The organism is Sinorhizobium sp. 22678, from assembly GCF_052044265.1.
Lineage (GTDB): Bacteria > Pseudomonadota > Alphaproteobacteria > Rhizobiales > Rhizobiaceae > Sinorhizobium > Sinorhizobium meliloti_A.
In genome coordinates this window covers 268,412-288,549 of record NZ_JBQEMS010000006.1, presented here as the reverse complement: position 1 = coordinate 288,549, position 20,138 = coordinate 268,412, and the positions used below count along the sequence as shown (strand labels likewise).

21 protein-coding genes are annotated in these 20,138 nt (G+C 62.2%); 11 read left to right on the top strand and 10 right to left on the bottom strand.

Annotation, left to right across the window (positions count from 1 at the left end):
* Nucleotide 1 precedes the first annotated feature (1 nt).
* The 3 genes from ACTJKL_RS12135 to ACTJKL_RS12125 form a co-directional block, all read right to left on the bottom strand.
* A complete protein-coding gene (locus tag ACTJKL_RS12135; protein ID WP_440852957.1) occupies nt 2–3,217 on the bottom strand; it encodes an efflux RND transporter permease subunit in 3,216 nt (1,071 codons plus the stop codon).
* 3 nt (nt 3,218–3,220) lie between these two features.
* Nucleotides 3,221–4,339 (bottom strand): efflux RND transporter periplasmic adaptor subunit, encoded by a 1,119-nt coding sequence (locus tag ACTJKL_RS12130; RefSeq protein WP_440852956.1) that lies wholly within the window; start codon nt 4,337–4,339, stop codon nt 3,221–3,223.
* Between the two features lie 329 nt (nt 4,340–4,668).
* Nucleotides 4,669–6,201 (bottom strand): M10 family metallopeptidase, encoded by a 1,533-nt coding sequence (locus tag ACTJKL_RS12125; RefSeq protein WP_440852955.1) that lies wholly within the window; start codon nt 6,199–6,201, stop codon nt 4,669–4,671.
* A gap of 82 nt (nt 6,202–6,283) precedes the next feature.
* On the opposite strand from ACTJKL_RS12125, the gene ACTJKL_RS12120 reads away from it, so the two are divergent.
* The gene (locus ACTJKL_RS12120; RefSeq protein ID WP_440852954.1) at nt 6,284–6,553 is read left to right on the top strand and encodes a hypothetical protein; all 270 of its coding nucleotides are present in this window, start codon (nt 6,284–6,286) and stop codon (nt 6,551–6,553) included.
* Between the two features lie 410 nt (nt 6,554–6,963).
* On the opposite strand, the gene ocd is transcribed toward ACTJKL_RS12120, so the two are convergent.
* Entirely contained in the window at nt 6,964–8,031 is a 1,068-nt protein-coding gene (ocd, locus tag ACTJKL_RS12115) for an ornithine cyclodeaminase (RefSeq protein WP_440852953.1), read from the bottom strand.
* Nucleotides 8,032–8,157: 126 nt separating this feature from the next.
* Here ocd and ACTJKL_RS12110 point away from each other — a divergent pair, with 126 nt between their 5' ends.
* The 3 genes from ACTJKL_RS12110 to ACTJKL_RS12100 all read left to right on the top strand — a co-directional run bounded on the left by ACTJKL_RS12110 (nt 8,158) and on the right by ACTJKL_RS12100 (nt 10,089).
* The gene (locus ACTJKL_RS12110) at nt 8,158–8,619 is read left to right on the top strand and encodes an Lrp/AsnC family transcriptional regulator (RefSeq protein WP_018099044.1); all 462 of its coding nucleotides are present in this window, start codon (nt 8,158–8,160) and stop codon (nt 8,617–8,619) included.
* 76 nt (nt 8,620–8,695) lie between these two features.
* Entirely contained in the window at nt 8,696–9,316 is a 621-nt protein-coding gene (locus ACTJKL_RS12105; RefSeq protein ID WP_198516674.1) for a DUF922 domain-containing Zn-dependent protease, read from the top strand.
* Between the two features lie 242 nt (nt 9,317–9,558).
* Nucleotides 9,559–10,089, top strand: a complete 531-nt coding sequence (locus ACTJKL_RS12100) for a DUF992 domain-containing protein (protein WP_275599336.1) — start codon at nt 9,559–9,561, stop codon at nt 10,087–10,089.
* On the opposite strand, the gene ACTJKL_RS12095 is transcribed toward ACTJKL_RS12100, so the two are convergent.
* From ACTJKL_RS12095 to cyoA, 5 genes are all read right to left on the bottom strand, one after another.
* Nucleotides 10,073–10,864, bottom strand: coding sequence for an SURF1 family protein (locus ACTJKL_RS12095; protein ID WP_440852952.1), 792 nt, complete (start codon nt 10,862–10,864; stop codon nt 10,073–10,075). The two genes, ACTJKL_RS12100 and ACTJKL_RS12095, sit on opposite strands and share 17 nt — an antisense overlap.
* A 104-nt stretch (nt 10,865–10,968) precedes the next feature.
* The gene (cyoD, locus tag ACTJKL_RS12090; RefSeq protein ID WP_100671475.1) at nt 10,969–11,370 is read right to left on the bottom strand and encodes a cytochrome o ubiquinol oxidase subunit IV; all 402 of its coding nucleotides are present in this window, start codon (nt 11,368–11,370) and stop codon (nt 10,969–10,971) included.
* The gene (gene cyoC / locus ACTJKL_RS12085) at nt 11,367–11,999 is read right to left on the bottom strand and encodes a cytochrome o ubiquinol oxidase subunit III (RefSeq protein WP_100671477.1); all 633 of its coding nucleotides are present in this window, start codon (nt 11,997–11,999) and stop codon (nt 11,367–11,369) included. The genes cyoD and cyoC overlap by 4 nt, the downstream gene beginning before the upstream one ends.
* Nucleotides 11,996–14,005 carry a cytochrome o ubiquinol oxidase subunit I gene (gene cyoB / locus ACTJKL_RS12080; RefSeq protein WP_324763497.1) on the bottom strand — a complete coding sequence of 670 codons (2,010 nt, stop codon included), beginning with the start codon at nt 14,003–14,005 and terminating at the stop codon, nt 11,996–11,998. The genes cyoC and cyoB overlap by 4 nt, the downstream gene beginning before the upstream one ends.
* 37 nt (nt 14,006–14,042) lie before the next feature.
* Nucleotides 14,043–15,203 carry a ubiquinol oxidase subunit II gene (gene cyoA, locus ACTJKL_RS12075; RefSeq protein WP_411922939.1) on the bottom strand — a complete coding sequence of 387 codons (1,161 nt, stop codon included), beginning with the start codon at nt 15,201–15,203 and terminating at the stop codon, nt 14,043–14,045.
* A 298-nt stretch (nt 15,204–15,501) separates the two neighbouring features.
* Between cyoA and ACTJKL_RS12070 the strand changes: the two genes are divergently transcribed.
* The 3 genes from ACTJKL_RS12070 to ACTJKL_RS12060 all read left to right on the top strand — a co-directional run bounded on the left by ACTJKL_RS12070 (nt 15,502) and on the right by ACTJKL_RS12060 (nt 17,615).
* Complete coding sequence (locus ACTJKL_RS12070; protein WP_275599334.1) at nt 15,502–16,842, top strand: MFS transporter; 1,341 nt, start codon at nt 15,502–15,504, stop codon at nt 16,840–16,842.
* A gap of 212 nt (nt 16,843–17,054) precedes the next feature.
* Entirely contained in the window at nt 17,055–17,243 is a 189-nt protein-coding gene (locus ACTJKL_RS12065) for a DUF3008 family protein (RefSeq protein ID WP_003526298.1), read from the top strand.
* A gap of 213 nt (nt 17,244–17,456) precedes the next feature.
* On the top strand, nt 17,457–17,615 hold the full coding sequence (locus tag ACTJKL_RS12060) for a hypothetical protein (RefSeq protein WP_018099036.1): 159 nt from the start codon (nt 17,457–17,459) through the stop codon (nt 17,613–17,615).
* 42 nt (nt 17,616–17,657) lie between these two features.
* On the opposite strand, the gene ACTJKL_RS12055 is transcribed toward ACTJKL_RS12060, so the two are convergent.
* Entirely contained in the window at nt 17,658–18,179 is a 522-nt protein-coding gene (locus tag ACTJKL_RS12055) for a sigma-70 family RNA polymerase sigma factor (RefSeq protein ID WP_018099035.1), read from the bottom strand.
* A gap of 230 nt (nt 18,180–18,409) precedes the next feature.
* Here ACTJKL_RS12055 and ACTJKL_RS12050 point away from each other — a divergent pair, with 230 nt between their 5' ends.
* From ACTJKL_RS12050 to ACTJKL_RS12035, 4 genes are all read left to right on the top strand, one after another.
* Nucleotides 18,410–18,691: a DUF1236 domain-containing protein gene (locus ACTJKL_RS12050; protein WP_100671487.1), complete on the top strand. Its 282-nt coding sequence runs from the start codon at nt 18,410–18,412 to the stop codon at nt 18,689–18,691.
* 136 nt (nt 18,692–18,827) lie between these two features.
* Nucleotides 18,828–19,091 carry a hypothetical protein gene (locus ACTJKL_RS12045; RefSeq protein WP_379939132.1) on the top strand — a complete coding sequence of 88 codons (264 nt, stop codon included), beginning with the start codon at nt 18,828–18,830 and terminating at the stop codon, nt 19,089–19,091.
* Between the two features lie 297 nt (nt 19,092–19,388).
* Nucleotides 19,389–19,865 carry a CBS domain-containing protein gene (locus ACTJKL_RS12040; protein ID WP_018099032.1) on the top strand — a complete coding sequence of 159 codons (477 nt, stop codon included), beginning with the start codon at nt 19,389–19,391 and terminating at the stop codon, nt 19,863–19,865.
* Nucleotides 19,859–20,119: a DUF982 domain-containing protein gene (locus tag ACTJKL_RS12035; protein WP_440852951.1), complete on the top strand. Its 261-nt coding sequence runs from the start codon at nt 19,859–19,861 to the stop codon at nt 20,117–20,119. Before ACTJKL_RS12040 ends, ACTJKL_RS12035 begins: the two co-directional genes overlap by 7 nt.
* The last annotated feature ends 19 nt before the right edge of the window (nt 20,120–20,138 follow it).

The window sequence follows — 20,138 nt, the reverse complement described above, 5'->3', positions numbered from 1 at the left end:
CTCAGCCGGCAGCGCCCCGGTCGTGTCCGGCGGGCTGAGCCGGTTCGGCTCCCTCTTGGTTCCGGGCATCTTCTGCCGCATCGCCTGCCGTGTGTGACGACAGGCCCGCGAGCTTGTGCCCCCTCTCGCGCAACCACTGGAATACGACATAGAGCGCCGGAATGATGAAAATTCCGAGGAGCGATGCGGCGAGCATGCCCCCGGCAACCCCCGTGCCGACGGCACGGCGGCTGAGCATGCCGGCGCCTTCGGCCGTGACGAGCGGGATCAGCCCCATGATGAAGGCAAAGCTGGTCATCATCACCGCACGGAAACGGGTGCGCGCGCCCTCCACGGCGGCATCGACGATCGGCACCCCCTTCTCCCGCTGGAACTTGGCGAATTCGACGATCAGGATCGCGTTCTTGGACGCGAGCGCGATCAGCACGACGAGGCCGATCTGGGCATAGATGTCGAAGGAGAGCCCTGCCAGCAGCACGGCGACGAGAGCGCCTGCTACGCCGACGGAGACCGAAAGCAGAACCGGTATGGGGATCGTCCAGCTTTCGTAAAGAGCCACGAGGAAGAGATAGGCGAAGAACAGGGCCAGTGCGAGGATCACCGTCGTCTGGCCCGCGGCTTCGAGTTCCTGCAGTGCCGTCCCCGTCCACTCGAAGCTGTAGCCCGGCGGCAGCGTGGCGGCGGAGACCTGTTCCATCGCGGCCAGCGCCTCACCCGAGGAGACGCCCGGGGCCGGCTGGCCGTTGAGCGTGATGGAGCGGTAATTGTTGTACCGCACGATCGATTGCGGCCCGACGATGTAGTCCACGCGCGCGACCGAGGCCACCGGGACCATATCGCCCGCGGCATTGCGTACATGCAGCCGGGAGATGTCGTCGACCGCATCGCGATCCGCTTCGGCCGCCTGCATGGTGACTTTCCAGCTCCGGCCGAAAAGATTGAAGTCGTTGACGTAATAGGATCCGAGCGTGCCCTGCAGCGTCGCGAAAAGATCGCTCACAGAGACCCCGAGCGCCTGCAGGCGATCGCGGTCGAGATCCAGATAGAGCTGCGGCGAGCTTGCCGAATAGGTGCTGAATGTAGGTCCGAGCTGCGGGTTCTGGTTGGCGGCCACCATCAATCCGCCTGCCGTCGCGGCAAGCTCGGCCGGCGATCGGCCCTGGAGGTCAAGCAGCTGATACTCGAAGCCGGAGCCGGTGCCGAGACCGATAATGGGCGGCAGGTTGAAGGCGAAAACCTGGGCATTGCGGATTGCCGCACCCTTGGCCATCACCGTGCCGATCGCGGCATTGACAGATGCGCTTTCGCTCTGGCGTTCGGCGAAGGGCTTCATGGTCACGATCGCGAACGCGCTGCTGGATTTGGCGATTCCGTCGAGGAAGCTGTAGCCGGTGACGGTCGTGACGTTCGCCACGCCCTCGATTTCGCCGAGCATTGTTTCGACCTCGCGCACCACGGCGTCGGTCCTGTTGAAGGAGGCACCTTCCGGAAGGCGGATTTCGGCAAAGAAGGCGCCTTGATCCTCGCTGGGGAGGAACCCGGTCGGCACGACCCGGAACAGCCAGCCGCTGGCGCCGATCGCAACGGCAAGGAGGACCAAGCCGATGACGGCCCTGCGCGCAATGCCGCCTGCGACATGCGCATAGCCGTTGCGGGTACGGTCGATACCCCGCGAAATCCATCCGAGGACGCCGCGCTTCGGCCCGTGATGGGGCTTCAGGAGGATCGCGCAGAGGGCCGGGCTGAGGGTCAGTGCGTTGATCGCGGAAATGACCATCGACACCGAAACGGCGACGGCGAACTGCTGGAAGAGCTGCCCGCTCAGGCCAGGAATGAATGCCACCGGTACGAACACCGAAAGCAGCACGAGCGTGATGGCGACGATCGCCCCGGTGATTTCTCCCATGGCGAGGCGCGCGGCCTGCGCCGCGCTCATGCCGGGGTTTTCCTCCATGACGCGCTCGACGTTTTCCACCACCACGATCGCATCGTCGACGACGATGCCGATGGCGAGCACCAGCGCCAGAAGCGAAACCGTGTTGAGCGAAAAGCCCATCGCCAGGATCACGGCGAAGGTGCCGACGAGCGCCACCGGGACGGCGATGAGCGGAATCAGTGTTGCGCGCCAATTGCCGAGAAAGAGGAAGACGACGACGATGACGAGTGCGAAGGCTTCGAACAGGGTGTGCTCGACATTCTCCACGCTCGCCTCGACGAAATCGGACGTGTCGTAGGAGACCGTATAGGTGAGCCCCTCCGGGAAGGCCTGGGCCAGGCGCTCCATCGCCTGCTGCACGCCCTCCGTGGCGGCGAGCGCATTGGCGCCCGGCGCCTGATAGGTGCCGATCATCGCCACGGGCTTGCCGTTGATGCGGGCGGTGGAGTCGGAGGTCACAGAACCCAGTTCGACGCGCGCGACGTCGCGGATGCGCACGAAGGACCCGTCCGCCTCTGCCCGAAGCACGACGTCCTCGAACTGGGCGGGATCGGTGAGCCGGCCCTGCGTCTGTATGTTCAGCTGGAACAGCGGATCGTCGGTCATCGGCTGCGCGCCGATGCGGCCGATCGCCGCCTGGACGTTCTGGGTCTTCAGGGCGTTGACCACATCCGTCGGCGTCAGCCCCAGATTTGTCAGCCGATCGATGTCGAGGACGATCCGCATCGAATAGTCCTGGGCACCGAAGAGCGTCGCGTCGCCGACCCCCGGCACGCGCTTGATCGTGTCGAGCACGTTGATCGTGGCGTAGTTCGAGAGGAACAGATTGTCGAACTCGTCATTCTCGCCGTGGATGGCGATCACCTGCATGAGCGAGGATGACTGCTTCTTGACGCTGACGCCGCTCTGCTTGACTTCGGCCGGCAGCACCGGCTCGGCAAGCGCGACGCGGTTCTGCACGTTGACGGTGGCGATATCCGGATCGGTGCCGACGGCAAAGGTCACCGTCAGCGAGTAGGTCCCGTCGGCGCCGCTCGTCGATTTCATGTAGAGCATGTTGTCGACGCCGACGACCTTGCTTTCCAACGGCTGAGCGACGGTGGCCTCGACCACGTCGGCGCCTGCGCCGGGATAGCTCGCGGTCACGCTGACCTGCGGCGGGACGATATCGGGGAACTGTGCAATCGGCAGCCTCGTCAGGGCGATCAGCCCCGCGAGCGTGAGCACGATGGAAATGACCGCGGCAAAGCGCGGACGATCGATGAAGATCCCGGAGATCATGGCTCAGCCACCCGTCGTGGTTGCGGCGACGGCGTCCACCACGATGCCCGGCCGAACCTTGCCCACACCCTCGGTTATGACGTTTTCTCCCTCCTTCAGTCCCTTGGCGACGACGGCCTGGCCGCGGCTGGAGCGGCTGACGTCGACGCGGCGAAGCTCGACCTTGGAGTTGGCGTCGACCACCATGACAAAGGCGCCCTGCTGGTCGCGCTGGACCGCCTGTTGCGGTACGGCCAGCACGTCCTGCCGATCGGACTGCTCGAGAACGACCCTGACGAGCGTCCCGTCGAGAAGCGCCCCACGGGGATTGGGAAACTCGGCGCGAACCGTAACGGTGTCGGTCCCTTGCGAGACCGTGCTCGCGACGAAGTCTATTGTGCCTTTCTCCGGGTAATCGGTACCGTTCGGAAGCGTAATGCTGACATTGGCGCCGCCGGACATCTCACCCTTTTCGACGCGCTCGCGGTAGGAGAAATAAAGGGATGTCGCGACGGGAAACTCGACATAGATCGGGTCGAGACGCGTCAGCGTCACGAGCGCTCCGCTGTCCGGCGTGACCAGGGCGCCGACATCGACGCTGGTCAGGCCGACAACGCCGTCGAACGGCGCGAGGATCTTCGTGTAGGAAAGATTGAGCTCGGCATTCTGCTTACTGCCCTTGAGGCGCAGTATATCGGCCTCGGCCTTCTTCAGTTGCGCATTCGCAGTGTCGAGCGTCGCCTGCGCGACGGTATTGGTGGAGATCAACCGCTGGGCACGGTCACGTTCGAGAACGGCGAGGTCCCGTTGAGCCTCCGCTGCCGCGATCGAACCGTCGATCTCCTGCAGCGCGGCGCGATAGGCACCGTCTTCCACCTGGTAAAGGACTGTTCCCGCCGAGACCTTCTGCCCATCCTCGAAATTGACCTTCTCGAGGAATCCGGACACGCGGGCGCGGATGTCCACCTTTTGAACAGCGACGACCTTGCCGGTCAGGCCGACGCTTTCGCGCAGGTCCATGACCGCGGCCGGCGCGACGGTAACCGAGGGAGGCGGCTGTTGCGCCTGCGCATTTCCCGCCATGACGCTGACGGCGAGCAGTCCGCAAGTCAGACCGGCAGCCAGAATTCTCGAAACACGCATGCAATGCTCCCCTCAAGCGGACCCCCGCACGCGTCGCGTGGATCACACCATCTATCTCGGCTCAAGCCACCCCTACACTTCGACCGGCGCAACTTGAAATTGCTTCTCTTTCTCATGCTAGCGGGGCTGCGGCAAATAGGGAAGCGGGTTTGTCACTGCAAATCGGGCCGATGGGATACTCCGAGGCCTGTCGACGCCGGCCGCAGGCGTCGCGTCGAACTCCTGCGGTGCCGCGCCCCTGCGGCTGCGCAGTCACTTGCTTTCGATTGTAATCTGCGATGCTGCAAGGGGTGGGTGCGTCCTGTGTGTGTCCAGCCGGTTCAGGCGGTCTAGAGGACGAAATAGCCCTTCTGGAGGGTGACGGCATCGTCCAGGTGTATCGCGAAATCCGCCTTCCTGTCGCCGTTCACGTCGCCGTAGATATAGGTGTCGGAGACATCGCGGACGTAGCGTAGCTCACCCTTCTTGCCGCCGAAGGCGGCGCTTCCCACGAAGCCAAACGCCTGGTCGCCGGCGGAGGACGTATTGGCATCGATCGCAGAGAGATCGATCCTGTCGGACTTTGCCGTAAAATCGAAAATGGTGTCGCGCCCGGACTTTGCCACCGTCGAATCCGAGAGCGCCTTGAAAGTGAAGCTGTCGCTACCGCTGCCCCCGTTCAGACGATCCGCGCCCGCGGCGGCATAGAGCAGGTCGTTGCCGGATTCCCCGTAGAGCTTGTCGTTGCCTTTTCCGCCGTAGATTCTGTCGGAACCGGAGCCGCCATAGAGCGTGTCGTTGCCCGTGTCTCCGTTCAGCCTGTCATTGCCCCCGTAACCCCACAGCACATTGGCTGCCTGGTTGCCCATGATCGAGTCGCCGGACGAACCTCCCTTGACGTTTTCGATCAGTGAGCGCGCATCGCCATGGTAAAGCAGCGCATTGAAAATGTTGCCGGCGGCAAAGCCGCCATTCGGGCCGCCGCCGAGCCAGGCCAGCTGGTCGATGCTGAAGGTCGAAGCGCTGCCCGGCCTGAGATCGATCTTGAGGGCGTTGGTATAGGCGCTCAAATCGTAGGTGTCGTTGCCGCCGCCGTCCCAGATGGTTGCGAAGATGCGGTTCGCGCCGGGCGAAATCCCGGCCCAGCCGTTCACGAAAGTGGTGCCGCCGCCCGGCGTCCACTTATACACCGTATTGCCGGCATTGGTCGTGAAATCGGCGCCGTACATTTCCTGAAGCGCGGCGATGTTGGCCATCATGAAGGTCTGCGGCGCGCCGAACTGCTCGTAATAGTAGCCCTCGTCGGCGCCGATATAGCCACGATAGGTCATGATCGAATATTCGATCGAGTCGTATCGTGCGGGCGAGGCGCCGTAGACGTCACCTTCATGGCCGTGCTTCAGGCCGAGTGCGTGGCCGAGCTCGTGCAGGAGCGTGTGCCATGCGTAATTGCCCGCGACCGGCTTGCGGTAGTCGTCCGCCGTGCCGGCATAGGCCGTGCCGAACCAGATGTCGCCGCCGGAGGCATCGAGCGCCGGCAGGTAAGCATAGGCGGTGTCCGGCAGCCACGATTGCGCAAACCGGATCGTCGCGGTGCTGGCGCTTCCCACCTTGAAGCTGGCATTGGTGAATCCTTCGACCGAAAAGCCGTCATTGGCCGCCGAACCGTAGGATTGCTCCATGGCGAAAAGCGCTGTTTTCGCCTGTGCCGCCGATATCGAAGTAAACCCGTAGTATTTTTCGAACCCGTAGCCGTAGCTTCCGCGCCATGTCGGGAATGCATAGGTTATCGTACCGCTCCATGCGTCTCCTGTCAGCAACGCATCAACGACGCTGTTTCCGGTTGCTTTGACGAACTTAAGAGACTTTCCGGCGCCGCTCATGCGACATTCCCGCTATTGTTGTATGTTCTGATTAGCAATTATCAGCGACATTGGCTACTATTATCGTAGGGATGCCGTAAAATTGGAGCGGTTCGTGACATTTCGCAAAATTGCGCAGTTGCTTGTGCTGGGATTTACGGCAATGTCTCCGGCCATGGCGCAAGGCGCGATGAAGCCAAACGGAGCGGATATGCAGAAGCCACCCGACTACGAGCGGGCCGTGCGATCGGAGTTCGAGGCCGCACGGGCGGAAAATACGGTGGAGGCCTACGAGCGTTTCATCCGCCGTCATCCCGGCCATGCGCTCGTCGAGGATGCTCGAAAGGCGATGTTGCGTCTGCAGGCCCGGTGAAGCGGTGCCGCCCGGGCGGGGAATGGTCAACCTGTGACGCAATGAATCGCGCCGAGGGACCGCACCCTCTCCGTCCTCATCATTGTGCTCGTCACAGGGATCCAGCAGCGCCGCGTCTGCGGCGCGGAAAACGTTCTTTCAGCCCAAGGACTTGGTCTGGCTGGGTTCCTGTGACAAGCACAGGAATGAGGGACCGGGGATGTGCGGCTACTACATCGAAGCGAAACGGGACGCTGCATACGGGCGTGACCCGGGACCGTCCGCGCCGCCTCGCTATCTTCACGGTTTATGAAACCGCGCCGAGGGACCGCACCCTCTCTACCCTCATTCCTGTGTCCGGGCTAAACATCGAGCACAAGGATGAGGAAATCAAAAAAAGCGGCGGCGGGTGGCCCGAACCTCGACAGGGCTTAGACGGCTTCTTCGCTCTCTTTTGCCCGCAGCAGCATACCGAACAGGTCGCGCGGGTCATCTGGGTCGGCGATCATGTCGAGGTTCTGATAGAAGTCGGTTCCGGGGAGGCGATCGCGGACGTAGCGGAGCGCAGAGAAATCCTCGATCGCGAAGCCGACACTGTCGAAGAGGGTGATCTGGCGGGCGTCGCGCCGGCCCTGCGCCTCGCCCGTGACGACCTTCCAAAATTCGGTCACGGGAAAATCGGGTGCCATCTGCTGGATTTCGCCCTCGATCCGGGTCTGCGGCGGATATTCGACGAAGACGTCCGAGCGCTTCAGGATATCGCGATGCAATTCCGTCTTGCCGGGGCAATCGCCGCCGATTGCGTTGATGTGGACGCCGGCGCCGACCATGTTATCGGTGAGAATCGTGGCGAACTGCTTATCAGCCGTACAGGTGGTGACGATCTCGGCGCCTTCGATCGCTTCCTGGGCGGACCTGCAGGACACGATCCTGAGCCCGGAACCCTCGAGGTTGCGGGCGGCCTTTTCCGTTGCGCGCGGGTCGATATCGTAAAGGCGGATGGTGTCGATGCCGCAGACGGCCTTCATCGCCAGGGCCTGGAACTCGGCCTGCGCGCCGTTGCCGATCATAGCCATGGTGCGTGCATTCTTCGGCGCCAGGTGCCGGGCAGCCATTGCCGAGGTTGCGGCAGTTCTGAGCGCCGTCAGTATCGTCATCTCGGTCAGCAGTGCCGGATAGCCCGTCGAAACCTCGGCGAGCAGCCCGAATGCGGTCACCGTCTGCAGCCCCTCGGCGGTGTTCTTCGGGTGACCGTTGACATATTTGAAACTGTAGATCCTGCCGTCCGAGGTCGGCATCAGCTCGATCACGCCGTCGCGCGAGTGGCTGGCGACGCGCGGCGTCTTGTCGAAACTTTCCCAGCGGCGGAAGTCCGCCTCGATGGCGTCCGTGAGTTCCGCCAGAACCGTTTCCACACCGAGGTGATGCACGAGGCGCATCATGTTGTCGACGCTGACGAAGGGCACCATGGCCTTGGCTGAAGGAAGCGGGGAGAACATGGGGATTCCTCTTGGCGGCTTGCTGTACTCCAGGACAGGGTAGCGATTGCGTGCGCTGGTCGAAAGCGCAAACATGTGCTAATTTCGGCACCGAATTGAGCGATTTTTCCAGTCGGATTGTGCAATATGAGCAGAACAGCGGTTGGCGATTCAGTCGTTGCAAAATACACCCCGGATGATCTGGACCGCCGGATCATTGCGCATCTGCGCGCCGACGGCCGGGCATCACTTTCCAAACTTTCCGACGCGCTGGGCGTGGCGCGTGGCACCGTGCAAAATCGCCTGGATCGCCTGCTGGAGACCGGGACGCTTCTCGGGTTCACGGTGCGCGTCAGGGAAGACTACGACCTCAACACGGTTCATGCGGTGATGATGATCGAGGTTGTGGGGAAGTCGACGACGCAGGTTGTTCGCAAACTGCGCGGCATGCCCGAGATTTATACGCTGCACACCACCAACGGCAACTGGGATCTGGTCGCCAACATACGGGCAGCTAATCTCTCCGAATTCGACCGGATCCTGCGCGAGGTGCGAATGATCGACGGTGTGGCCAACAGCGAGACCAGTCTCCTGTTGAGCAGCGTCTGACCGGCAGCTGCCGCGCAGGGGCAGATCGGGACGATTGAAAGCCGGACCCATCCCCGTTAGGTTGCGCCGGCATTCAATGAAGGTTTTCGTGGGGGTTGGCTTGGCGGGCCGTCGAACTTGTTTTCTGTTGGCCTGTCTTCTGCTGATGCCGGCGGCCGCCCGGGGGGAATGGCGGGCGGTCGAAAAGACAGAGACTTACGCGATCACCGGTCAGTCCGGGCCGGAGCTCTATGCTTCCATCGGCGAACGAGGACCGCAGGTGGGCGGCCTCGGGCGCGCGATCGCCCATACGAGCTTCAAGCTCACCTGGAGGCGGAAATATGAGGAGCGAGACGGGGCCTGCGTGCTGGCGTCGGCGCTGCCGAAGCTCACCATCACCTATACGCTGCCGAAACTTGCCGGAAAGCTGCCCGCCAATATTGAGGCCCACTGGCAGACCTTCATCGCCGGCGTGAGAAAGCATGAGCTGGTCCATGGCGACTTCATCAAGGAGATGGTGAGCGCCATCGAGGCCGCTACCGTGGGCCTTACCGTTGCCGACGATCCGCAATGCCGCAAGATCAAATCCGAAATGACGAAGCGGCTCGGCGAAATCTCCCGCACGCAAAGACAGAAGAGCCGCGACTTCGACAGGGCCGAGCTCAGCGACGGCGGCAATGTTCACCAGCTCATCCTCAATCTCGTCAACGGCGGCTGATGCGCGTGGCAAATCCATTCGAGGCGTCGCGCTTCAGGCTTTGGCCGAAAGGCAACACTTCTGCGCAAAAGTAAGTTGTTGTCGAGCCTGCCTCCGAATCGTCTCAATGCAACGAAAACGTGAGCCCGCCTGAGTGGCAGGCATAGCGGCACGATAGCTTTCCGTGCGGCTGACATTACTGAATTTGTTTCGGACGATCGGCCGGGGTTTCTGCCGATCATGAGCCGAAAAGGAGAAGATGCATGAAAAAGACTCTCGCCAAGGCGTTTTTCGCGGTCACGATCGCGTCTGCCGCCGCGGGCGCCAATGCCGCCGATCTGACCTATCAGGAGCCGGCGCCGCCGCCGGCGGTGCAGGACGCGCGCGGCGGTGTGAAGATAGGCTATCTGGAATGCGACATCGGCGGCGGCGCCGGCTACGTGCTCGGTTCGTCCAAAGAGGTCGAGTGCGCTTTCCGGTCGCTCGGCGGCGACGTGATCGAGGATCGCTACACGGGAGAAATTCGCAAACTCGGGATCGACGTGGGTTTCACGATGCGCAGCCGGTTGATCTGGGCCGTGTTCGCGCCGACGGCAGGCTACCACCATGGTTCTTTGAGCGGTATCTATAAGGGCGCGAGCGCCGAGGCGACGCTCGGTGCGGGTGTGGGCGCCAACGTCCTCGTCGGCGGCACCTCCGGCTCTATCCACCTCCAGACGGTCAGCGTCACCGGCCAGCTCGGTCTCAATGTCGCGGCCGCGGGCACATCGATGACCCTCAACTCCGCGAATTGATGTCTTGGCCGGCGCGGCCGTTACGCCGCGCCGGGGCCGATCTCCTCGCCGTCCTCCACAAAATCACCAGCATGCCTGCCGTCATGGCCGCGAGACCGTACCATGTGACGGCATAAACGAGGTGATTGTTCGGGAAGACGACGCGCGTCAGGCCTCCGACGGGAAGCCCGCCGCGATTGGGGACAGCATCCGCGTCGACGAAGTAGGGCGCGACCTCGGAGAGGCCGCGCGCCGCAGCGATCGCACCCACGTCGCGCGAATACCAACGGTTTTCCCCGGCCTTGTTCGACTGAAGGAGTGAACCGTTCGGCTCGTCCATGCGCACGAGGCCGGTGACCTTCGCCTCGCCCTCGATCTGGCCTTCCCGCCGCGTCGATGCCTCACGCCTCTCCGTCGGGACGAAGCCGCGGTTCACGAGCACGGTCGTCCCATCGGCCGCCGCAAGCGGCGTTACGACCCAATAGCCGGCACCGCGCTCGGTTGCGGCATAGACCAGCGTTTCCTTCTCGTGGAGGAAGCGGCCCTGGAGAGTGACGTGCCGGTATTCGTCTCGCGCGGCGTTGACGTTCGGCCAGTCGCTGCGCGGCGGCACAGGCACGGGTGCCGCCCGGACGCGCTCCTCGACCCGGGCGATCAGGTCGAGCTTCCAGGAGAGGCGCTTGAGCTGCCACGTGCCGAGCGCAGCAAAAGCCGCGATGAGCAGGAGGCCGAGGATGCTGAGGATCGCAAGCGAGAGCCGGGAGTGCTGTCTTGATGCGGCTTCGACGTCTACCATTGCAAGCTTGTCTTTGAATTCGATCTGCTGGCGCCCCTCATCCGCCTCCCGGCGCCTTCTCCCCGCAGGCGGGGAGAAGGTCCGGTGAGGGGCGAAGCTCCGACTCACGGCATGTTTTTCATCATTTCCGGGCTCATCGGCATCATGTTCGTGTTCAGGTGATGCATGACCCAGAGCGAGCCGGAAAGCGCGATGGCGACGAGAAGGATCGTGAAGATCAGCGCCATCATCGTCCAGCCGCCTTCAGAGCGGGTGTTCATGTGCAGGAAGAAGATCATGTGGACGACGATCTGGACGGCGCCGAGAGCCATGATGATCGCGGCGGTGAGGACGGCGCTGTCGAGAACGTCGGCCATCACCAGCCAGAAGGGGATCGCGGTCAGGACGACGGAGAGGACGAAGCCGGTCACGTAACTCTTCAGCGTTCCGTGTCCCGCGTCGTGACCATGGCTGTGGCCATGATGGGCCTCGAAAGCGTCCTCGTGCGAAGGTGCGTGCGTACTCATCCGAGAACTCCCATCAGATAGACGAAGGAAAAGACGCCGATCCAGACGACGTCGAGGAAGTGCCAGAACATCGAAAGGCACATGAGGCGGCGCTTGTTTTCCGGGATCAGCCCGCGTTTTGCGACTTGCGCCATGAGCACGAACATCCAGACGATGCCGGCGGTCACGTGCAGGCCGTGCGTGCCGACGAGCGTGAAGAAGGAGGACAGGAAGGCGCTGCGCTGCGGTCCGGCGCCCTCATGGATCAGATGCGCGAATTCGTAGAGCTCGAGCCCGACGAAGGCGATGCCGAAGAGCGCGGTGACTGCCATCCAGGCGAGCGTCGCTTTTTTCTCGTAACGTTCCATCGCCAGCATGGCGAAGCCGTAGGTGATCGAGGAAAAAAGCAGCATCGACGTGTTCACCGCGACGAGCGGCAGGTCGAAGAGATCGGCGGGCGAGGGGCCTGCGGCATAGTTTCGGCCGAGAACCGCATGGGTGGCGAAGAGAACCGCGAAGATCAGGCAGTCGCTCATCAGATAGAGCCAGAAGCCGAGCATCGTGCTTCCTTCGGGGTGGTGCTCCTCCGTCAGGTAGAAGGTCGGCGCCTGGTCCGCATCAAGCGCGCTTTCGGTACGGAACTCGGTCATGCTTGCACCTCGGCGGCAAGCACTTCTGTGCGCTTGCCCTCTGTGTCGGCGACGACGTTTGCGGGAATGTGGAAGTCGCGGTCATAGTTGAAGGTGTGACCGACGGCGATCACCACCATGGCGACGAAGGAGAGGATCACCAGCCACCACATGTACCAGACCATGGCGAAGGCGAAGACGACGCTGATCGCCCCGAGGATGACGCCCGTGCCGGTGTTCTTCGGCATGTGGATCGGCTTGAAGCCTGCAAGCGGCCGGCTGTGGCCGCGCTTTTTCATGTCCCACCAGGAGTCCTGATCGTGGACGAGCGGAGTGAAGGCGAAATTGTAATCCGGCGGTGGCGAGGCGGTCGACCATTCGAGCGTGCGCCCGTCCCAGGGGTCGCCGGTCGTGTCGCGCAGTTCTTCGCGCCGCACGAAACTGACGACGAGCTGGATCAGCATCGACAGGATACCGAGCGCGATCAGGAAGGCGCCGAAGGCCGCGATGACGAACCAGATCTGCAGAGAGGGATCCTCGAACTGGCTGACGCGGCGCGTGACCCCCATGAGCCCGAGCACGTAGAGCGGCATGAAGGCGAAGTAGAAGCCGGTCAGCCAGAACCAGAAGGACATCTTGCCCCAGAACGGATCGAGCCTGAATCCGAAAGCCTTCGGGAACCAGTAGACGACGCCTGCCATCAGCCCGAAGACGACGCCGCCTATGATGACATTGTGAAAGTGGGCGATGAGGAACAGCGAATTGTGCAGCACGAAATCGGCAGGCGGAACCGCAAGCAGAACGCCGGTCATGCCGCCGAGCACGAAGGTCACCATGAAACCGATGGTCCAGAGCATCGGCACCTCGTAGCGGATGCGGCCGCGATACATGGTGAAGAGCCAGTTGAACATCTTCGCTCCGGTCGGGATCGAGATGATCATCGTCGTGATTCCGAAGAACGCGTTGACGCTCGCACCCGAGCCCATGGTGAAGAAGTGGTGCAGCCAGACGATGTAGGAGAGGATGGTGATGACGACCGTCGCATAGACCATCGAGGCATAGCCGAAGAGCCGCTTGCCGCAGAAAGTTGCGACGACTTCCGAGAAAATGCCGAAGGCCGGCAGGATGAGGATGTAGACCTCCGGATGGCCCCAGATCCAGATGAGGTTGACATACATCATCGGATTGCCGCCGAGGTCGTTGGTGAAGAAGTTCGTGCCGGCATACCGATCGAGCGTAAGCAGCGCCAGCGTCGCGGTCAGCACCGGGAAGGTGGCGACGATCAGCACGTTGGTGCAGAGCGAGGTCCAGGTGAAGACCGGCATCTTCATCATCGTCATCCCGGGGGCGCGCATCTTCACGATGGTGGCGATGAGGTTTATCCCCGACAGCGTCGTTCCGATGCCGGCGATCTGCAGGCCCCAGATGTAATAGTCGACCCCGACGCCGGGGCTGTAGTCCGCGCCCGACAGCGGCGGATAGGCAAGCCATCCGGTCCGCGCGAACTCGCCGACGAAGAGCGAGAGCATGATGATGATCGCGCCGGCCGTCGTCATCCAGAAGCTGAAATTGTTGAGGAAGGGGAAGGAGACGTCGCGCGCGCCGATCTGCAGCGGCACGACGAAGTTCATCAGCCCCGTCACGAAGGGCATCGCCATGAAGAAGATCATGATGACACCGTGTGCGGTGAAGACCTGGTCATAATGATGCGGCGGCAGGTAGCCTTCCGAGCCGCCGAAGGCCATCGCCTGCTGCAGCCGCATCATGATCGCGTCGGAAAATCCGCGCAACAGCATCACCAGCGCGAGGATGATGTACATGATGCCGATCTTCTTGTGGTCGACGCTCGTCAGCCAGTCGCGCCAGAGCGTCCCCCAGAAGCGGTAATAGGTGATGAGCCCGATCAGCGCGATGCCGCCGAGCGCGACGGCGAGAAAGGTCACGACGAGGATCGGCTCGTGATAAGGGATCGCGTCGAGGGTAAGCCGGCCGAAGATGAGCTTCAGAAAATCTGGATCGGAGAACATGGGAAACCTGTTCAATCGTTGGCGCAACGCGCCGTGTTCAATGGTTGAGCTGCGGCGGTGCCGGATCGCTCTCATGGTTCATGCCCGGCATCGAGTGTCCCTCGTGTCCCCCCATGGGCATATCGTGCTGCATCGGCTCCTCTGCGCCGGTGCCCTGCGGCTCGTGCTGGCTGCGCGCGGGTGTGCCCGTCGCCGGGTGCGTTGCGGCCGGCGCTCCTTCCGCAAGGGAATGCCTGTTGTCGTATTCCAGCTTTTCCCGGTTCTCGGCGCTCTCCTTGCCGGCGCCCCCCATCATGTCGATGTGCATCATCTCCTCCATGCACATCTTGCCGGGTGCGACGCATAGGTTGAGGATTGCCCGATACAAGCCGTCCTCGACCGCGGCGTAATAGCGGACCGGCTCCCTTTCGCTCGGCTTTTCGAGCTTCAGATAGGCGTCGCGGTTGAGCGCGGTCCCCTGCGCCTTCACCCGCGCCACCCAGTCGTCGAAGCCCTGCCGGTCGAGCCCGTGGAACTTGAAACGCATGTGGGAGAAGCCGTCGCCACTGTAATTGGCCGAGAAGCCTTCATATTCGCCCGGCTTGTTGATCACCGCGTGGAGCTTCGTTTCCATGCCCGGCATCGCATAGATCTGGCCGGCAAGCGCCGGAATATAGAAGGAGTTCATCACCGAGGAGGCGGTGATCTTGAAGCGGATCGGAACGTCGACGGGCGCTGCGAGCTCGTTGACGGTCGCGACTCCGAGGTCGGGATAGAAAAACAGCCATTTCCAGTCGAGCGCCACGACCTCGACGTTCAGCGGTCTGACGTCCGCGGGTATCGCCCTTTCCGCATCCAGCCGGTCGAGCGGCCGATAGGGGTCGAGCTTGTGCGTGCTGATCCAGGTGACCGCCCCGAGCGCGATGATGATCGCAAGCGGTGCCGACCAGATCACCACCTCGAGCGCCGTCGAGTGGTGCCACTCCGGATCGTAGGTGGCGTTCGTGTTGGACCGCCGATACCGCCAGGCGAAGAAAAGCGTCAGGAAAACGACCGGGACGATGATCAGCAGCATGAGGATCGTCGATATGACGATCAGATCGCGTTGCTGCGCAGCGATATCGCCGGACGGCGACATCACCACCATGTCGCATCCCGCCATCACGAAGAACAGCGGCAAAACGGCGAGGCGGCGGGAAAACTTCAACAGTTCTGGCACGGCTCGAAGCTCTATTTGTTTCGACGGCTTTGCGACTAAAGTAGAGTGGGCGGGAAAGGTATGAGGTCGATGGTCGCACTGCAGCAATCCGCCGCAGTCGTTTTGCGACGCAGCATCTTCCGCCGCTTGCAGGTAGCGAGGACGTGAAACGCATTATTTCGCGTTTCTCCCCTTGATATGAGCGGTTGATTGGTCAAGATCCCTTCAAGGGGGCCTTGCGCTCTCACCTTGAGAGTACGAGCGGGTGCGGCGGAACACCGCATGTTCCTAACCCCCGTGCGAGCGCGGGAGGCGTTTGATGAGCAGTGCAATGCAACAGTCCCTGGGACCGTCGTCCTCTTCGATGGAGCGCGACGCGCGGCGCATTCACGACGACACCTCCGTATCTGCCGGCAATATCGCCATCGGCGTCGTTATCGGCCGGGCAGCGGAATTCTTCGACTTCTTCGTCTATGGCATTGCCTCCGTGGTCGTCTTTCCCCAGCTCTTCTTTCCTTTCGCTCCGGATCGGTTGACGGCGACGCTCTACTCCTTCGCGATTTTTTCACTTGCCTTCGTTGCAAGGCCGGTCGGTTCGCTGGTCTTCATGGCCATCGACCGCACTTACGGCCGAGGCGTCAAGCTGACGATCGCGCTTTTCCTCCTTGGCGGCTCGACGGCCTCGATCGCCTTCCTGCCGGGCTATGAGACGCTAGGCGCCTGGTCCATCGCGCTGCTTGCCGTCTTTCGTCTCGGTCAGGGATTTGCGCTTGGCGGCGCCTGGGACGGGCTGGCCTCGCTTCTCGCTCTGAACGCGCCGCAGCACCATCGCGGCTGGTACGCGATGATTCCGCAGCTCGGCGCGCCCCTTGGTTTCATGCTCGCCAGCGCCCTCTTCGCCTATTTTCTCGTTTCGATTTCCGAGGCGGACTTTCTCGCCTGGGGTTGGCGCTACCCGTTCTTCGTAGCCTTTGCGATCAACGTCGTCGCGCTGTTCACGCGCCTGCGGCTCGTCATGACGAAGGAATTCGGAACGCTGCTCGACATGCACGAGCTTCAGGCGGCCCGGGTCACGGAAGTGCTCAGGGTAAATGGAGGCAACGTCCTCATCGGTGCCTTCGTCCCGCTTGCAAGCTTCGCCCTCTTCCATCTGGTGACCGTGTTTCCGCTCAGCTGGGTGGAAATCTACACGGATCACGGCGCAAGTTCGTTCCTGATGGTGCAGTTCCTCGGCGCGGTCTGCGGCATCCTGGCCATCGTCGCTTCCGGGCTGATTGCCGATCGCATCGGCCGGCGCAATCACCTCGGAATTTGCGCGGTCCTGATCGCGATTTTCAGCTTCGTCGCCCCGATGCTGCTCCAGGCTGGCGCCACCGGTCGCGACGTCTTCGTGATCGTCGGTTTCACGATCCTCGGCCTCTCCTTCGGCCAGGCCGCCGGAGCCGTCGCGTCGCGCTTCGGCAAGGCGTACCGCTACACGGGGGCGGCGCTCACCTCGGACCTGTCCTGGCTGATCGGCGCAGGCTTTGCGCCGCTGGTGGCGCTGGGGCTGACCAGCCGCTTCGGGCTCGCCTTCGCGGGCTACTATCTTCTCTCCGGCGCTCTTTGCACGGTCCTCGCGCTGGTCTTCAGCAAGAAGCTCGAGATCGACAACGAATAGAGCGAAGGCGAGAGGCTCGGAAAGCCCCTTCGTTTCCGTCCCGCCATGCGCCCCCCGAGCTTCCGTCATTGTTTCGGCTTGCCGATCAGAACCGTAAAGCTGGCTCGAGCGGGGGAACATAATCGAGTCTCGCCGGTTCCGGCAGCGACGCGGTGCGGGAGCGAACTCCGTGCATTGCGGTGAGTGCCATGCACCGAAAGGAGAAAGGAGCCATGCCTGCAAAGTCGAAGGCGCAGCAGAAGGCTGCCGGCGCGGCCCTTGCCGCCAAACGAGGCGAAAAGAAGAAGAGCGAACTCAAGGGCGCCTCCAGGGGCATGGAAGAGTCCATGACCGAGAAGGAACTCGAGGAAATGGCCTCGACCAAGCGCAAGGGAAAGAAGGAACACGTCTCGGACAAGTAACCGCGCATGCTGAAAGCGCATTGCGCTTGCGGAACGCGCCGGTAAACGGTATTCGGGCCGAGGTATAAAAGTCCCGGTTTGCCCTCACGGTCGGAAGAATGTTTCAGCTCACCATGGCTGTAGCCCTTTCACGCCCGCCGTTTTGATGATGTACAGCGCCAAGCGGGAACAATATTCTGTAGCAGGATCCGGGTCGTGGTTAAGGACGGGCGAATGGACGATAGCAGGGTTTCCGCGGATGCGGACGCGGAAAAAGCCGTTGATGAGCGGATTGCGTCGCTCGTCCAGAAGATGCGCAAGGAAGCAGTCCCGGAGCGACTTCTCGAACTGGCGCGGGAGTTGCAAAAAGCCCTTGACGAGCGCAAGCGCTGACCGAAAGCCGGTTTGCTCTCGTGGAGCCGCTCGTCCGCTCAGTCAGTTCAGCGGATTGCCGTGCATTTGCGCCGTCAGTTCGTCACGTGCCCGGCTGAGCCGGCTCTTGATCGTACCGATCGCGCAGTCGCATATGTCAGCGGCTTCCTTATAGCTCATTCCGAACCCGGCAACGAGCACGAGGACTTCGCGGTGCTCGGGTGAAAGAGCCCCAAGCGCGCTGCGCAGCTCGCCGTTGAGCACGGACCACTCCTGCGACGGCGCGGTTGGAATCGGCAATTCGGCACAATTGGTGCTCCCCGGGCTTTCCCGCGTGCGGATCTTGTACTGCGTACGAAATGCATTTCGCATGATCGTAAACAGCCAGGACTTGAGGCTCGTACCGGGCTCGAACTGCTCGATGCTTCTCAACGCCCGGAACAATGTCTCCTGAACGAGGTCGTCGGCCTCGAACGACGCTGACGTGAACGTTCGAGCGAACGCCCGCAGAGCGGGAATCAGATCGACGACTTGCTCCTCAAGCAGCGGTGATTGTTGCGATGCGTGACCGCCGATAGCAGGCATGTCGAATATTGCCCTTCTGCCTATGAAGATTTCTCTAGGTGACGTTGGGAAATGCCTTTCCGGCCCTTTGGTTCCTGAGAGCCGGGGGATATTTCCCGGACGGGCTCAATGCGGCATCTGATCGCGCGGCCTACACCGGGAGAGATCTCCGCCGCTCGACACGGGAACCAAAAGCGACATCACCAGTTTGAGTGGTCTAGGGACATCCAGTTGAGTGGAAGGAGAACGCCATGAAGAGATTTGCATCTATGACTGCTGCACTGCTTTTGATCGGTTCATCGGCCGTCGCGCAGACGACAGTCGTCCTGCCCGGCGAAGTAAGAACCTATGTGATGGAGCAGAAGACGCCTTCTATCACCTATGAAGGCGAGATTGTCGTCGGGCAACCGATTCCGGAAACGGTGGAGATCCACACGATCCCGGACCAGCCCGATTTTGCCTATGCGATCGTCAACGAAAAGCGCGTCGTGGTAAATCCGAAGACGCACACGGTCGTGGAAGTCTTGGAGTAGCATTGCGCGTCTGACGGAGACGCGGCGCTGGATGTGCGCAGCATGCATGCGCAAGTCTGCTTGGTGCGGCTCCTGTCCCTGAATCACGAGCGTGGCGGNCGGCATGCGCCGCCACGCAAGCCCTTGAGGGCAATACATGGAAAATCAAAGCATCGAGTTTCGCCTGGCGGCGCACAGAGAAATCCTTGTTGCCGTCCTATCCGCGCTTTACCGCCACAAGGACGTCTGGGCGGAAGTCAACCGCGCCCTGGAAGAGGTCCCGATCGTTCAGGATCATGAGGAAGATCCCGGCGTCGTACCCTCGGAAGCCTTTGCCAGGCAGAACGCGATGACGACGGAAATCGCTTCCATGCTGCAGGATGCGAGGGACCGGACGGATCTGGACCCTGAGCCGCCTTGACACGCCTGCCGGGGCAATTAGACCGGAACCCCTTCTACCTTCGTGCGTTAATCGAAAGGCTGCGTTTTCAGCCCCCCGCATGTCCACGCAAGAGAAGGGAGCGTATCGTGCGCGTTCGACTGAAACAGAAGCGTCCGAACTTTGCCCGGCCGCCTGAAAATCCAAATCCGAAGAAATCGGGGCGGAATACCTGGCAACCTCAGGTCATTGGCCCTTACCGTGTCGACCTCACTCCAAAGAAGTCGACGGCAGATGAAGTGGCAATTCCGGCCTCGATCAATGGGAGGAGTCTCATCGATGGCCGGCCATGAGGACAAGATGGTCCGTGTTCGGGACGTAATGTCTCGGCAGGTTTTCACCGTTTCTCCCACCGATACGGCGCAGTCCGTCGCCCGGCTCATGGCCGAGACAGGGGTTGGCGCGGTGCCGGTGGAAACGCCGGGTGTCGGAACGATCCTCGGGATCGTCACCGATCGGGATATCGTCACCTCCGTCGTCGCGCAGGGGCTGTCCAGTTCGACGGCCGTGTTCGAGTTCATGACAGTCGCTGCCGAATCCTGCGAGGAGGACGACAGCCTCCTGCTTGCCGCCCAGAAGATGCACGACCTGCGCATCCGGCGCCTCGTCGTCGTCAATGGGAAGCGACACGCGGCCGGCATCGTGGCTCTTGCGGACATCAGCCGGGTCAATCCGGAACTCGGCGGTCTCGTTCTCGAGGGAATCAACCGGCCCGCGCCCGTCGATAACCAACTTGAAGGAATGTCGACATGCTGACGCAGGATCGCCTCTGGAGCGAGGCGGTGATTCTGGAGGCCGGTGAGAACCGCGTCCTACGGGTACAGAGCACCCGCGACGCTTTTCTTTGCCTCAAAAATCACTGGCCGGTTGCCGACGGAGACGCAAAGCGCGAGGCCTTCGCAGCATGCGAGCGCGTGATCGACGGCGATGACGAGCCCGATGTCGCACGTGCCGCCTTCATAAAGGCCGCCGAGGAAGCGCAGTTCCGCGTACATAGCTGGACCGGGTGATTTATCCGGCGTTACAAAG

Excerpts from the sequence above, each read along its gene's own strand:
- ACTJKL_RS12135 (WP_440852957.1), bottom strand. The coding sequence starts at position 3,217 with ATGATCTCCGGGATCTTCATCGATCGTCCGCGCTTTGCCGCGGTCATT.
- ACTJKL_RS12130 (WP_440852956.1), bottom strand. The coding sequence starts at position 4,339 with ATGCGTGTTTCGAGAATTCTGGCTGCCGGTCTGACTTGCGGACTGCTC.
- ACTJKL_RS12125 (WP_440852955.1), bottom strand. The coding sequence starts at position 6,201 with ATGAGCGGCGCCGGAAAGTCTCTTAAGTTCGTCAAAGCAACCGGAAAC.
- ocd (WP_440852953.1), bottom strand. The coding sequence starts at position 8,031 with ATGTTCTCCCCGCTTCCTTCAGCCAAGGCCATGGTGCCCTTCGTCAGC.
- ACTJKL_RS12110 (WP_018099044.1), top strand. The coding sequence starts at position 8,158 with ATGAGCAGAACAGCGGTTGGCGATTCAGTCGTTGCAAAATACACCCCG.
- ACTJKL_RS12105 (WP_198516674.1), top strand. The coding sequence starts at position 8,696 with ATGAAGGTTTTCGTGGGGGTTGGCTTGGCGGGCCGTCGAACTTGTTTT.
- ACTJKL_RS12100 (WP_275599336.1), top strand. The coding sequence starts at position 9,559 with ATGAAAAAGACTCTCGCCAAGGCGTTTTTCGCGGTCACGATCGCGTCT.
- ACTJKL_RS12095 (WP_440852952.1), bottom strand. The coding sequence starts at position 10,864 with ATGGTAGACGTCGAAGCCGCATCAAGACAGCACTCCCGGCTCTCGCTT.
- cyoD (WP_100671475.1), bottom strand. The coding sequence starts at position 11,370 with ATGAGTACGCACGCACCTTCGCACGAGGACGCTTTCGAGGCCCATCAT.
- cyoC (WP_100671477.1), bottom strand. The coding sequence starts at position 11,999 with ATGACCGAGTTCCGTACCGAAAGCGCGCTTGATGCGGACCAGGCGCCG.
- cyoB (WP_324763497.1), bottom strand. The coding sequence starts at position 14,005 with ATGTTCTCCGATCCAGATTTTCTGAAGCTCATCTTCGGCCGGCTTACC.
- ACTJKL_RS12070 (WP_275599334.1), top strand. The coding sequence starts at position 15,502 with ATGAGCAGTGCAATGCAACAGTCCCTGGGACCGTCGTCCTCTTCGATG.
- ACTJKL_RS12065 (WP_003526298.1), top strand. The coding sequence starts at position 17,055 with ATGCCTGCAAAGTCGAAGGCGCAGCAGAAGGCTGCCGGCGCGGCCCTT.
- ACTJKL_RS12060 (WP_018099036.1), top strand. The coding sequence starts at position 17,457 with ATGGACGATAGCAGGGTTTCCGCGGATGCGGACGCGGAAAAAGCCGTT.
- ACTJKL_RS12055 (WP_018099035.1), bottom strand. The coding sequence starts at position 18,179 with ATGCCTGCTATCGGCGGTCACGCATCGCAACAATCACCGCTGCTTGAG.
- ACTJKL_RS12050 (WP_100671487.1), top strand. The coding sequence starts at position 18,410 with ATGAAGAGATTTGCATCTATGACTGCTGCACTGCTTTTGATCGGTTCA.
- ACTJKL_RS12045 (WP_379939132.1), top strand. The coding sequence starts at position 18,828 with ATGGAAAATCAAAGCATCGAGTTTCGCCTGGCGGCGCACAGAGAAATC.
- ACTJKL_RS12040 (WP_018099032.1), top strand. The coding sequence starts at position 19,389 with ATGGCCGGCCATGAGGACAAGATGGTCCGTGTTCGGGACGTAATGTCT.
- ACTJKL_RS12035 (WP_440852951.1), top strand. The coding sequence starts at position 19,859 with ATGCTGACGCAGGATCGCCTCTGGAGCGAGGCGGTGATTCTGGAGGCC.